The following is a 13,032-nucleotide window of genomic DNA, read 5'->3' on the forward strand; positions in this document are numbered from 1 at the left end:
AAAGTCTTTGCAGTCAATATGTTTACTGTTCTGTGCAGATTAATCTTTGACTTTATAGTCACCAAGAAAGCCGCCTGAAAGCTTGTATGGCTGGGCAAGATGTTGCACGATTAGATTCATAGCAATACGTGTCACTGAAGGCACGTTTCAATTAATTTAGGATGATAACGCTGGTCTAAACCAGTATTGAGGAAACCGATATGCCACAATACAAAGCGCCCTTACGTGACATGCAATTCGTTCTACACGAATTATTAAATGCTGAAGAACATTACGCAAAACTTCCTGCGTTTCAAGAAAACGTAAGCCGTGAGTTGGTTGATCAGTACCTAGAAGCTGCAGCTGACTTCTGTGAAAATGAATTATCTCCTCTAAACCAAGTTGGCGACCGTGAAGGTTGTACCTGGAATGACGGCGTTGTAACAACACCGACTGGCTTTAAAGAAGCGTACCAAAAATACATCGAGCTAGGCTTCCCTTCTCTTTCTGCTGAAGAGCAATACGGCGGTCAAGGCTTACCAAATTCTTTAGGTATCACTATTTCTGAAATGGTGGGTACTGCGAACTGGGCATGGGGTATGTACCCTGGTCTATCTCATGGTGCAGTTCGTACTTTAGAACACCACGGTTCTCAAGAACAAAAAGACGCTTACCTGCCTAAACTGGTTTCAGGTGAATGGACAGGTACCATGTGTCTGACTGAATCTCATGCAGGTTCTGACCTCGGCATCATCCGTACTAAAGCTGAACCACAAACTGATGGTAGCTATGCAATCTCTGGCGAGAAAATCTTTATCTCTGCTGGTGAACACGACATGGCAGAGAACATCATCCACATCGTACTTGCTCGTCTGCCTGGCGCGCCTAAAGGTACTAAAGGTATTTCTCTGTTCATCGTACCAAAATTCAACCTGAATGCTGACGGTTCAATCGGCGAGCGTAACGGTGTACGTTGTGGTTCAATCGAACACAAAATGGGGATCCATGGTAACGCAACTTGTGTCATCAACTTCGATAACGCAAAAGGCTTCCTGATCGGTCCTGAAAACCGTGGTCTGAACTGCATGTTCACGTTCATGAACACTGCACGTATCGGTACTGCCGTACAAGGTCTGTCTGCATCTGAAGCAGCGTTCCAAGGCGCTTTAACTTATGCTAAAGACCGTCTGGCAATGCGCTCTCTTTCTGGTCCTAAGGCACCTGAAAAAGAAGCAGATCCAATTATCGTTCACCCAGCTGTACGTAACATGCTTTTAACTCAAAAAGCATTTGCTGAAGGTGGTCGTGCACTGGTTTACCTGTTGGCTCAATATGCTGATGTGGTTGAACAAGGTACTTCTGAAGAAGAGCGCAAGTTCGCTGACAATATCCTGTCGCTATTAACTCCAATCGCAAAAGCATTCCTGACTGAAACTGGTTCAGAAGCTGCGAAACATGGTGTTCAAGTCTTCGGTGGTCACGGCTTTATCTCTGAGCATGGCATGGAACAAATCGTACGTGATACACGTATTGCCTGCCTGTACGAAGGTACGACTGAGATTCAAGCACTGGATCTGTTAGGCCGTAAAGTACTGGGTACTCAAGGTGCGATGTTGAAAGACTTCACCAAGATCATCCATAAATTTGCGGAAGCGAACAAAGACAATTCTGCAATGAAAGAATTTGTTGAACCGCTTGCGGCATTGAACAAAGAATGGGGAGACCTGACCATGCAGATTGGTATGCGTGCGATGCAAAACCCTGAAGAAGTGGGCGCAGCTGCAGTAGATTACCTGTACTTCTCTGGTTATGTAACACTGGCTTACCTGTGGGCTCGTATGGCACTGGTTGCTCAAGAAACTCTTGCTGCAGGTACCACTGATGCAGACTTCTACAATGCCAAATTGACGACTGCACGCTTCTACTTCAAGAAAATCCTGCCACGTGTTCGTTCTCACGTTGACGTGATTGCAACTGGTGTAGAACCGCTTATGTCTTTAGATGCTGAACATTTCGCATTCTAAGCTGATGCAGTTTTAAATGCATAATAAGAAAAAGGACGGTCATCTTCAGGCAGTCCTTTTTCTTTATAAAGAGTTACAGAATTAACCTTTAGTCGTCTAACATTCAGATTTTTAATGCTTTAGACTGGGCCAAAACAATCCAATTAAACAATAAAACAGGTGACATACTATGCCAATTTATAACGCGCCACTTGCTGACATGAAATTCATCCTGAATGATGTTTTCAATGCAGAACAGTTCTGGCAGGCGAATGAAAATCTTGCCCACTTGGATACTGCCACAGCAGAAGCCATTCTTGAAGAAATGGCGAAGTTTGCGCAAAACGTCATGCTTCCTCTAAACCGTACCGGTGATGAAGAAGGCGCAAAATATGAAAATGGCAATGTCACCACACCTGCTGGCTTTAAAGAAGCATTCAAACAATATGCTGAAGGTGGCTGGATCGGTCTGGGTGCCGATGCAGAATGGGGCGGCCAGGAAATGCCGAAAATGCTTACCGTACTTTCTGATGAAATGCTGTTTGCAACCAACCCATCTTTCATGCTCTACCCGCTTCTTTCTGTGGGTGCAGGTATGGCTTTAAACAGCTATGCATCTCAAGAGCAAAAAGAAACCTATCTTCCTAAAATCTATTCTGGCGAATGGTCAGGCACCATGTGCTTAACTGAACCACATGCCGGTACTGATCTGGGTATTATCAAAACCAAAGCTGAACGTAATGAAGATGGTACGTATAGCATTACCGGTACCAAAATCTTTATCACCGGTGGTGACCACGATCTTGCTGAAAACATCATTCACCTGGTGCTGGCAAAAACGCCTGATGCGCCTGCCGGCTCTCGCGGTATTTCCCTGTTCATCGTACCGAAGTTCCTGGTCAATGAAGATGGTTCAATTGGCGAACGTAACCCGGTTGGCCCAGGTTCAATCGAACACAAAATGGGAATCAAGGCATCTGCAACATGCGTTATGAACTTTGACGGTGCCAAAGGTTACCTGGTGGGTAAAGAAAACGAAGGTCTGGCAGCCATGTTCGTGATGATGAACTACGAACGTCTGTCTATGGGCATCCAGGGCCTAGGCGCTTCAGAATTTGCTTATCAAAATGCTGCACAATACGCGACAGACCGTTTACAGGGTCGTAGTGCACTTGGTGCTCAATCACCGGCTAAACCGGCAGACAGCATTTTGGTACATGGTGATGTACGTCGTATGTTGCTGAATGTTCGTGCAAACAACGAAGCATCTCGTGCATTTGCAGTCTATGTAGGTCAACAACTGGACATCACCAAGTTCTCGACTGATCCTGAAGCCGTGAAAAAAGCCAATGACCGTGTGGCACTGTTGACACCAATTGCAAAAGCTTACCTGACGGATACTGCATTCCAAGCAACCCTAGATGCACAAATGGTCTTTGGTGGACATGGTTATATCCGTGAATGGGGTATGGAACAGTGTATCCGCGACCTGCGTATTTCACAGATTTACGAAGGAACCAACGGTGTTCAGTCACAAGATTTAATCGGCCGTAAAACCATTAAATGTGGCGGTGCGTACATCGGTGAATACATCGAAGAAATCCGCGACTTTGCGAACCAGTTAGATGCAGACCTGAACTTCATTAAAGATGCAACTTTAGATGCAGCTACTGAAGTCGAATCATTGACTCAGTTCGTGCTTGAAGCTGCTGGCGAAAATGCAGAATTCCCAAATGCTGCAGCGGTTGATTATCTACACGCAGTAGGCCTATTGAGCTTCTCTTATATGTTTGCACGTATTGCTAATGCTGCAAAAGACAAAGATGGTGAGTTCTACCAAAACAAACTTGCGCTTGCGCGTTATTTCACGCAACGCATCTTGCCTGAACTAGCACTGCGTATCACTAAAGTGAAAGCTGGTTGCGAAGTAGTGATGAATTTCTCTGAAGATTACTTCACAACTCAAGCTTAATCTTGACGTGAATCCATATAAAAAGCCCTGCATCTGCAGGGCTTTTTATACATTATACTTTTTCAATCAAAATTGTATCTGGTTGCGTCGTTATTTTAGGATTGAAATGCTTATTTACTATTTTAATTCCCCCTTGCGACTCTAGAGATTCACACAGTTCAAGCACTTTTTGCATCTCTTCAGCCTTGATCCCCGTGCCCAGGATTAATTTTTTTCCTGCTTCTAATTGACTAATTTTTGTTTGAATTTTGTCCAACATTTTTTTCTCCTATTTATTCAATGTAGTTCTCATACAATATAACAAGTTAGTGCAAAAAAAGTGCAAAAGTTCGAATAATTTCACTTTTATTTTATTTTTCTCTTTTTGTGCATGATCTTTGCTAGTTCTTTCCTGTTCATATGTTATTTCACATGAAAAATCTGGAGGAGAACATGAGTAAATCTGAGTCTAAAGTAAAAAGAATAGAAACTCTCCTCGACCGTTTTGGCAACCTTGCCGTTGAAAGTTTCCATTATCTTGCGCTGTTTATTATTGGCTGTATGGTGATCTGGTCCGCAGGTCATACCGTATTTGACATTTTAACCGTCAAACAGTTTGCCTCTATCGATGATATTCTTTTACTGTTTATCTATCTGGAACTTGGTGCCATGGTCGGCATTTATTTCAAGACCAATCATATGCCGGTTCGGTTCCTGATTTATATTGCGATTACTGCCCTGACCCGTTTACTGATTTCTGATATTCAACATACGCACAAAGCCAGCATGGATCAGGTCATTATTACCGGCTCGATTCTGATTTTGGCTTTTGCCATTCTGGTGGTCCGTTATGCGTCCTGGACCTATCCATCCGTCATTCGTGACAAGCATAGCGAAAAGCCATTACCAGAAGGTAAAACCCCACGCCCGGAAGATGATGAGTTGGCATAGTCATAGAAAAGTCCCCCTTTGTAAAAGGTGAGAAGCACTGCTTCGCAAGAGGGTAATTAATCACCTCTCCTAACAAGAGAGGGAATTTCTTTTAACGGTTATTCATCAACACATAACGTCCATTTTCATAAATCCAGTAACTTCCGCGTGGTGGTGCCGGCAATCCCAAACGCTGCCAGTCAGTAATCACTGTATATCTCGAACTTTCAATGTAGGCCACATTTGGATCACCATTAACCCAACTATAGCTATTGGAATTCTGGTAAATCGTAGTCGGTGCCTGATACTGGATATTGAACCCGCTTTGGCTCTGTGCAGGAGGATAATATCCGCCATGGGACGGACGTTGCGGATAATAGGGCCGCTGCGAATGAGGCGGCTGCGGTGCATAATGAGGACGCGATGGAGGACGATGTTGAGGTTTAGAACGATCAATACCAGTATAGCCTACCCAGGCATTATCCGCCCAAGCGGGCGCTGCAATACCGAACAGAAATGAAGCCAGCAATGCACCTGAAGCTAATGTTTTCATAAGTGCGTCCTCCAAAAATTTCTGTCCATATTTTAACCAAAATCCATGCAGAAAATATGGATAAATCCCCTGCCGCTGCAAAGTTTTGTAATTGATTCCATGACTTTAATCAGCTTGCGTGATGAGCGCTGAAGTGCGTATGCTAATATCACCTTTTTAATGCTTTGAGTTGCATACTGTGTCTGATTTAAATTTCGATCGTTTATATGAATATTTTTGCAAGGTACCCAGTGTTCAAAAAGGACTGATTGATAGCTATGGCTCGGATGGGAAACAGGCCTGGTGGTTTAAATTTCAGATCAATGTTGATCATCCTTTAGCATGGCAAACTGTGCAGGAATTGGGTCATGTCCTGAACTATATTTCTAAAAATGAGCGCCTGCCGACTCAGTTTCTGCCAGTTTCTCCACCGCCTTATATGAATGGTGTCGCTAAAGATTTCCTGTCTTGGGTGATCCAGTGCAATCATGCCGACTTTCCACCAGATGTGGTATGTGACTGGCTAGAAGCACGTTTACCAAATCCGGTGGATGATGAAGCACAATGGAAAATCAAGACTGATATTTCTGAACTGGATGAGTTGACAGATAAAGAACTGGATCAACTGGTTCCGCCGAATCCGGAACCGAAAAGCTAATACTAGAAATCTCCCTAAATCCCTCTTTGATAAAGAGGGACTTTCCTCCCTTTTTTAAAGGGAGGTTAGGAGGGATTTAAAATCAAAACGTCGACCAGCCACTCCATTCCATAAAACGATAGAGCCAGTATTTCCAGAATGACTCTTCAGCATATTGAGCATAGTCCACGCTCATGGAACGGCCATTCAAATTAGACCAGGCCGTATTGAAATACTGCTGCGCATCGCTAAAGACTTCTGCCTGAGGCTGACCCACCACACGCAGATTGGTTTCCAGATTATAATTTTTCAGATTACGTGCCGTGAAATTGGCGGAACCTAAAATCATTTCAGCTTGCTGGGCACCGGATTTCATCAGAATTTTGTTGTGACATTGCTCGCCTTGAGTATTACACCAGCGTACCGGAATACCAGCTTTATGCAGTTCTGAAGCCACCTGCCGGTTAGGAATGCCATTTTTTTCACGACCAAATGCATCTTTATTTGGATCAAGTAAAACCCGAAGTTTCACTCCGCGCTCATGCGCTGCAATCAACCCTTTCACAATCTTACGTTCTGACAGATAGAACATGGCCAGATCAATCTGCTCATCTGCTTTCGCCGTTTCAAGCAGCTTTAGAACTCCCTCATAAATGGCTTTTTCAGTTAGCACCTGAACTTGAGGCTGTTTTTTTTCTGCTTCAAACTCACCTGCAATCACAGCCGGCATATTGGCTTGAGACATGATCCCGACCGCCTGTTCTGTCGCAAGAATATCAATCGCTGTTCTGCCCCAAACCAGTAGACCGATATTGGAATGCCGTGAACTGCCATCATGGGGGTTCATTGAAGTGACCAGTGCTTTCCAGCCCTGATCTGTATCGACGACCAGTGTTTTACGATGATTGGCTTTGAAATTAAACAAATCGAAATAACTGCGTAAGGTCACTTTTTCTGGACCAAACGGATTCGGCAACCAGCCTTTTTCCGGATTATTGCCAATCCCCTGACAGCACAGATACCAGAAACCTGACCAGCTTGGATTAGAAGCACGCAGCGGTGTCAGATTGGTTTCGATTACATCCACCCCTGCCTGACGCAGTTCACGATAATGCTGTGCTGTAATTCCACCGTAGACAGAATTAATCGGATCGGTAATAAATTTGATTTCCACTTCAGGCTGCATTAATCGCTTGTTAAGTAAGGCCTCTGTGAGCTGTTTGCTGAGTGCCTGATGTTCCTGTTTAGAGGCACCGGTTTGCTGATTAAACAGGAACATATCCAGCACGATCAGGGATTTTGCTTCCTCAACCATCTTCAGCATTTCATTAAAAATCTGATGATCCAGTTGTTGCTTGCCCTGTGCATCCAGATAAGTCTGATCGACCAGAAATTTCACCTGTGCGTGGCGCAGCTTACCCGTGTAATTCAGCCCTTCAGGTAACGGTTTATAAGTATGATAAATTGCTGAAGCCAGATAACTGGCCATCAGCACACCAATGATCAAGGCCGCATAACGGCGGTTTGACCAGTTCAGTTTATTGTGAATTCGTTGAAAGATACGCATAAGAAAAAACCTAACCCAATATGCTCAGGCTAGGTTTAATCTGATGATTTTTCAAGTCTATTTCAGTGACAGTACTTGGATTCAGTCAGTTATTTCATCTGAATCCTAGAAATCATATTGTACGCCGACTGTGAAATTACGTCCGACTTGCGGAATATTCGACAGGAATGAGCTATGCGAATAGACCTGATCATCGAGCAGATTATTGGCTTTAAAATAAACCCGATAGGCATTTTTATCAGCAATGCTATTGGCATAGCTTAGACCGACATTGACCATGTTATAGCCTTGGGTTTCATCTTCATAACTGGCCGTTTTGTCCTGATTAAAGACATGATAATACTCTGCCATTCCTGACCAGCCATCGGCAAAGTCTGCTTCAACCTTGGTTCCTAAGCGGCCTGCTGGAATACGGGGTGCATTTTCACCCTCAATTTTGCCGCGTACGTAATCACCGAATACACCAAACTTGTATGTGTCATTTAATGCATAAGTAGCTTCCGCTTCAGCCCCATAGAAACGAGCTTTATCTTGAGTATATTCTACCCCACGCAAATTTCCATTTCTGGCCGTAGTCGCACCGTAGATATAGTCATCAAACCAGTTATGGTAAATATGCGCATGATAATCCAGCTTATCACCTTCATATTCGAAACCCAGCTCTAGGTTATTCGAGCTTTCTTTTTCCAGATCAGGATTACCGACTTCATAGGTATTGGTGGCAAAATGCAGGCCATTGGCATACAACTCTTGCGCCAATGGTAAACGTTGCTGATGTGAACCTACAATGGATAACTTATAGTTCGGGGCAAATTCCCAATTCGCCGCTGCTGAAGCAGAGACGCCTGTGCCTGAATAATTTTTCTGTTTAGATTCAACTTGTACTTTTTGATGATCGACACGTGCACCCAGTTCGACATGCACATCACCGAGTTGTTTATGCTCTAGGGCAAACAGACTGTATTTTTCAGTTTTAGTATCTGGCATGACCACGCTTGAACCATGAACATGATGTTCTTCATTATCCTCGTCACCATCTTCATGATGATCATGTTCAGTAGCAGCCAGATTGATTTTCTGCTGGCTATATTGGGTGCCAATTACTCCTTCCCAACCAGCAACCGGAACATGGACTAGTTCTAAACGACCATCGTAGCCTTTGCTTTTGAAATTACTAATGACTTCATTTTCTTCCAGCTCATCATGCTCATAATCAGTAAAACTGGCATGGGCACGTAACTTGTCAAAACCGGCAAAAGGCTGTTCCAGTTCAGTACGTACCTCATAACGTTCAGATTTTAGGTCTACCCATGGTCCGCCATGTTCTTCTTCATGCTCTACGGCAGCCCCCGGCTCTGGACAGCCATGGAAATGATCACCATGCAATACACAGCCATGATATTCATGACTATGCCCCGGCAAGCCATATTCATCCTGACGGTTACTATAAGATAGCCCCACAAAACCACGATCATGAATCCATGACCCACCAATATTTACAGTCTGGCCTTCAGCAAAAGTATTGCCTACACGACGTTCTTTGTGAAAATGTGAATGATCGCTATGAGGTTCTTCTACTACATAATCAGGCGCAATATAGTCATTGGCTTTGTGTTTAGTACCTTCGACACGTAGCGCAAAATTTTCACCGACTGCAGCAGTCACGCCTGCACTTGCCAGTTTTTCATCACTGCCCGAGTTGTAACGTAGTCCAACAGTCCCTTCCAGACCATCTTCCGGCATTTGGGTAGGGATTTTCTGGTCAGTGACATTGACCAGACCACCGACGGTTCCCGCGCTATAAAGCAAAGTTGATGGGCCGCGAATCACTTCGACCTGTTTGGCCAGAATCGGATCAACCGTCACCGCATGGTCAGGAGATAGAGTAGATACATCAGCCGTTTCGGAAGCATGCTGCAAAACTTTGACACGTGGACCATCTTGTCCTCGAATTACCGGTCGGCTCGCTCCGGTCCCATACTGATTTGAATACACCCCAAGTTCATCTGCCAGCGCATCACCAATAGTCGTTGCACGTTCAGACAAAGCTTTCTGGTCCACCATCAGATCAGCAACTGCAAAATCGGCCGCAGTCTGTACCAGTGGATGAGCTTGTACCTGAATGGTATCCATGGTTTGTACAGGAATAGAAGAAGATGACTGTTCTGCAAATACTGTAGGCGCAACTACAGCAAAAATTGAGAGTGTTATTAGATTCTTAGAAAAGGACATGACCCAAGCTCAAATTCAGCAATTTCGAATATTGTTATAATATAACATTTCATTGCTTTTGCAATCCTTTACGGTAATCAATGAGATATTTTATTAGAATGTCGTTTGAATATTTTTCATTGTAGTAAAACACTATTTTTTATGCCCTTTACTTTATCCCATGCTGTACTCGCACCGCCTATTTCATATTTGACCGGCAACCGGCTTCCTGTTGCTGCGCTAGCAATTGGCAGTATGGTTCCAGACCTATACCGGCTTTTCACCCATAAAAATTCTAATATCACCCATTTATGGTCTTCGCTGATTCACCCCGATTTATGGATTGGTCTTATTTTTTGTGCGGTCTGGTACCTGATTTACCGGCCAGTGATTTATCGTTTCATTGGCATACAGCATGATTTAAACATTCATAATCTATTTTCAGCGTTCAGATTTATTTGCGCTATGTGTATTGCAGTGGTGATTGGGACAGCCACCCATATTATTTGGGATGGTCTCACCCATGCGGATTTTCGAACCTTTGCCTTTTATGACATTCTCAGCCAGCAGTATCAAATTTTAGGACGAACTTATCCCCTACACCGGATTTTACAGATCGGCACTTCTGCTCTTGCGCTACCTTTTATTCTGTGGATGAGTCTGCATTACTATAAAACTCATCGGCAATATCTAAGCGTCAGTCACAAGATCCTCATCTTTTGCTGGGGTCTATTCGGTCTATCTACGCTCACAGGTTTATTTTCGACATGGGACTATATACGCTATATTCCGGATGATGCTTGGCGTTCTAATCTGTATTATTTTACCGGCCGCTCTATCAATGAATTTAGCCAAGGCTTTTTAATCACTTTTAGTCTGGGCTGTCTGCTATTTTTATTTCTGGATCGTGATCGGCGTATGGGCTAGGAAAATCTCCTACTTCCTGCTTATTCACTTTAAAATGATACTGTTTTTGCCTCAAGTTCTTGTGACAACATGCCCAAAGAGGCATAATCCTACCTTTGCTAAAGGCGGTACGCTGTTTACGTATACGCTTCCTTAACCCATATAGTTGGATTTTTAACGCTATGATGCGAACTCATTACTGCGGTTCTTTAACCGAAGCTCAAATTGACCAGACCGTAACATTATGCGGTTGGGTACACCGTCGCCGTGACCACGGTGGTGTCATTTTCCTTGACATGCGTGACCGTGACGGTCTTGTTCAAGTGGTTATCGACCCAGATACACCTGAAGCGTTTGCAACAGCAGACAAAGCACGTTCTGAATACGTATTAAAAATTACAGGCCGTGTACGTCGCCGTTATGCGGGTACTGAAAATGCCAACATGGTGAGTGGTCAAATCGAAGTATTGGGTAAAGAAATCGAAGTTCTTGCTCAATCCGAAACTCCTCCATTCCCATTAAATGACGAAAACACAAGCATTTCTGAAGAAATCCGTTTGAAATATCGTTTCTTGGACATCCGTCGTCCTGAAATGATCGATCGTTTACGTTTCCGTTCTAAAGTGACCAACCTGATCCGTAACTATTTAGACGATCACGGTTTCCTGGACGTTGAAACTCCGATCTTGACTCGTGCGACCCCTGAAGGTGCGCGTGACTACTTAGTTCCAAGCCGTGTATCTAATGGTAGCTTCTATGCTCTTCCACAATCACCACAGCTGTTCAAACAGTTGTTAATGGTAGGTGGTGTAGATCGTTACTATCAGATCGCTAAATGTTTCCGTGACGAAGACTTACGTGCAGATCGTCAGCCTGAATTCACTCAAATCGACATCGAAACATCGTTCATGAGCGATGACGATATTATGGATTTGATGGAAGGCATGACTGTTAAGATGTTCGACGAACTTCTTGGCATCAAATTCGACAAATTCCAACGCATGCCTTATTCAGAAGCAATGCGTGACTATGCTTCTGACAAACCAGACTTACGTATTCCTTTGAAACTTGTCGATGTTGCAGACTTGATGCAAGACGTCGAGTTCAAAGTATTCGCAGGTCCTGCGAAAGATCCTAAAGGGCGTATTGTTGCGCTTCGTGTACCAGGTGCGGGCTCACTGCCACGTAGTGCAATCGATGAATATACTAAATTCGTTGGTATCTATGGTGCGAAAGGTCTGGCTTACATCAAAGTCAACGAACTTGAAAAAGGTATCGAAGGTCTTCAATCACCTATCGTTAAATTCATCGAGCCTATCGTGCTGGATCTATTGAATCGTGTTGGTGCTGAAAATGGCGATATCGTCTTCTTCGGTGCAGACAAAGCTAAAGTTGTGAATGATGCAATGGGCGCACTTCGTGTGAAAATTGGTCATGACATGAACCTTGCAACTTGCGAATGGGCTCCACTTTGGGTGGTTGACTTCCCAATGTTCGAAGAAACTGATGATGGTAAATGGACTTCTGTTCACCATCCATTCACGCTTCCGAAATCAAGCGTTGAAGATGTGAAGAATAATCCAGGCGAAGCATTGTCTGTGGCTTACGATATGGTATTGAACGGTACTGAAATCGGTGGTGGTTCACTGCGTATTTATACTTTGGAAATGCAAAAAGCGATCTTTGAAGCGCTGGGTATTTCTGAAGAAGAAGCAGAAGAGAAATTCAGCTTCCTGTTAAATGCATTGAAATTCGGTGCGCCTCCTCACGGTGGTTTGGCATTCGGTCTTGACCGTCTAGTCATGTTGATGACTGGTGCATCTTCAATCCGTGACGTGATTGCATTCCCGAAAACCAAAACTGCTGAATGTCCATTGACTCAAGCACCTGCACCAGTTGAATCAACTCAACTACGTGATTTGGGTATTCGCTTACGTGAAAAACCAAAAGCTGAATCTCAAGAATAATTTCTTGATGATTTAAGTAAAAAAGCCCTGTTCTAGCAGGGCTTTTTTATTGCATTGAGAAGCCTGCACGACAGTGGCATAATAGCTTCAGTTTCTATTTTTAGGTGATTTGGCAATGGCGATGCGTCCTGCTGTTCGTAACCGTGGCATCATGCTGATCGTGTTTTCAGTCGTACAATGGCTGTTCATGCGCTATATCCTTGCAAACAACCTGTTTAATCTGGACACCAATGACCGTATTGTGTACTTCTGCCTGAGCAGTATTTTAGGTGCACTTGTCATTTTTGTAGGTTTGATTTATATGGTGCTTAAAGGCAATCCTGATCAAGAATCTTAATCAGGCAAGCTG

11 protein-coding genes are annotated in these 13,032 nt (G+C 43.8%); 7 read left to right on the top strand and 4 right to left on the bottom strand.

The window, feature by feature from the left end; genetic code table 11:
* Window positions 1–200: 200 nt before the first annotated feature.
* Together AC4MCC_RS11935 and AC4MCC_RS11940 are read left to right on the top strand one after the other, a co-directional pair.
* Window positions 201–2,003 carry an acyl-CoA dehydrogenase C-terminal domain-containing protein gene (locus AC4MCC_RS11935; protein WP_419363553.1) on the top strand — a complete coding sequence of 601 codons (1,803 nt, stop codon included), beginning with the start codon at window positions 201–203 and terminating at the stop codon, window positions 2,001–2,003.
* Between the two features lie 169 nt (window positions 2,004–2,172).
* Window positions 2,173–3,954, top strand: a complete 1,782-nt coding sequence (locus AC4MCC_RS11940) for an acyl-CoA dehydrogenase C-terminal domain-containing protein (protein ID WP_005232064.1) — start codon at window positions 2,173–2,175, stop codon at window positions 3,952–3,954.
* Between the two features lie 52 nt (window positions 3,955–4,006).
* Here the strand turns inward: AC4MCC_RS11940 and AC4MCC_RS11945 are convergent, their stop codons facing one another.
* Window positions 4,007–4,213, bottom strand: a complete 207-nt coding sequence (locus AC4MCC_RS11945) for a hypothetical protein (protein WP_125279369.1) — start codon at window positions 4,211–4,213, stop codon at window positions 4,007–4,009.
* A gap of 173 nt (window positions 4,214–4,386) precedes the next feature.
* Here AC4MCC_RS11945 and AC4MCC_RS11950 point away from each other — a divergent pair, with 173 nt between their 5' ends.
* Window positions 4,387–4,884, top strand: a complete 498-nt coding sequence (locus AC4MCC_RS11950) for a phosphate-starvation-inducible protein PsiE (RefSeq protein WP_491885347.1) — start codon at window positions 4,387–4,389, stop codon at window positions 4,882–4,884.
* A 91-nt stretch (window positions 4,885–4,975) separates the two neighbouring features.
* On the opposite strand, the gene AC4MCC_RS11955 is transcribed toward AC4MCC_RS11950, so the two are convergent.
* The gene (locus tag AC4MCC_RS11955) at window positions 4,976–5,416 is read right to left on the bottom strand and encodes an RcnB family protein (RefSeq protein WP_491885348.1); all 441 of its coding nucleotides are present in this window, start codon (window positions 5,414–5,416) and stop codon (window positions 4,976–4,978) included.
* Window positions 5,417–5,594: 178 nt separating this feature from the next.
* On the opposite strand from AC4MCC_RS11955, the gene AC4MCC_RS11960 reads away from it, so the two are divergent.
* Window positions 5,595–6,053, top strand: a complete 459-nt coding sequence (locus AC4MCC_RS11960) for a hypothetical protein (protein WP_484457957.1) — start codon at window positions 5,595–5,597, stop codon at window positions 6,051–6,053.
* An 82-nt stretch (window positions 6,054–6,135) separates the two neighbouring features.
* Here AC4MCC_RS11960 and AC4MCC_RS11965 read toward each other — a convergent pair whose 3' ends face one another.
* Together AC4MCC_RS11965 and znuD are read right to left on the bottom strand one after the other, a co-directional pair.
* Window positions 6,136–7,599, bottom strand: a complete 1,464-nt coding sequence (locus tag AC4MCC_RS11965) for a phospholipase D family protein (protein ID WP_491880590.1) — start codon at window positions 7,597–7,599, stop codon at window positions 6,136–6,138.
* A gap of 105 nt (window positions 7,600–7,704) precedes the next feature.
* Entirely contained in the window at window positions 7,705–9,831 is a 2,127-nt protein-coding gene (znuD, locus tag AC4MCC_RS11970) for a zinc piracy TonB-dependent receptor ZnuD (protein WP_491885349.1), read from the bottom strand.
* A 141-nt stretch (window positions 9,832–9,972) separates the two neighbouring features.
* Here znuD and AC4MCC_RS11975 point away from each other — a divergent pair, with 141 nt between their 5' ends.
* The 3 genes from AC4MCC_RS11975 to AC4MCC_RS11985 all read left to right on the top strand — a co-directional run bounded on the left by AC4MCC_RS11975 (window position 9,973) and on the right by AC4MCC_RS11985 (window position 13,020).
* The gene (locus AC4MCC_RS11975; RefSeq protein WP_491880588.1) at window positions 9,973–10,737 is read left to right on the top strand and encodes a DUF4184 family protein; all 765 of its coding nucleotides are present in this window, start codon (window positions 9,973–9,975) and stop codon (window positions 10,735–10,737) included.
* Window positions 10,738–10,898: 161 nt separating this feature from the next.
* Window positions 10,899–12,683, top strand: coding sequence for an aspartate--tRNA ligase (gene aspS / locus AC4MCC_RS11980; RefSeq protein WP_491885350.1), 1,785 nt, complete (start codon window positions 10,899–10,901; stop codon window positions 12,681–12,683).
* Window positions 12,684–12,798: 115 nt separating this feature from the next.
* A complete protein-coding gene (locus tag AC4MCC_RS11985; RefSeq protein WP_005232078.1) occupies window positions 12,799–13,020 on the top strand; it encodes a hypothetical protein in 222 nt (73 codons plus the stop codon).
* Window positions 13,021–13,032: the final 12 nt, after the last annotated feature.

The organism is Acinetobacter sp. CAU_H_56, assembly GCF_058599425.1.

What these genes read in the sequence shown, in the direction of transcription:
- AC4MCC_RS11935 (WP_419363553.1), top strand. Translation starts at nt 201, where the DNA reads ATGCCACAATACAAAGCGCCCTTACGTGACATGCAATTCGTTCTACAC.
- AC4MCC_RS11940 (WP_005232064.1), top strand. Translation starts at nt 2,173, where the DNA reads ATGCCAATTTATAACGCGCCACTTGCTGACATGAAATTCATCCTGAAT.
- AC4MCC_RS11945 (WP_125279369.1), bottom strand. Translation starts at nt 4,213, where the DNA reads ATGTTGGACAAAATTCAAACAAAAATTAGTCAATTAGAAGCAGGAAAA.
- AC4MCC_RS11950 (WP_491885347.1), top strand. Translation starts at nt 4,387, where the DNA reads ATGAGTAAATCTGAGTCTAAAGTAAAAAGAATAGAAACTCTCCTCGAC.
- AC4MCC_RS11955 (WP_491885348.1), bottom strand. Translation starts at nt 5,416, where the DNA reads ATGAAAACATTAGCTTCAGGTGCATTGCTGGCTTCATTTCTGTTCGGT.
- AC4MCC_RS11965 (WP_491880590.1), bottom strand. Translation starts at nt 7,599, where the DNA reads ATGCGTATCTTTCAACGAATTCACAATAAACTGAACTGGTCAAACCGC.
- znuD (WP_491885349.1), bottom strand. Translation starts at nt 9,831, where the DNA reads ATGTCCTTTTCTAAGAATCTAATAACACTCTCAATTTTTGCTGTAGTT.
- AC4MCC_RS11975 (WP_491880588.1), top strand. Translation starts at nt 9,973, where the DNA reads ATGCCCTTTACTTTATCCCATGCTGTACTCGCACCGCCTATTTCATAT.
- aspS (WP_491885350.1), top strand. Translation starts at nt 10,899, where the DNA reads ATGATGCGAACTCATTACTGCGGTTCTTTAACCGAAGCTCAAATTGAC.
- AC4MCC_RS11985 (WP_005232078.1), top strand. Translation starts at nt 12,799, where the DNA reads ATGGCGATGCGTCCTGCTGTTCGTAACCGTGGCATCATGCTGATCGTG.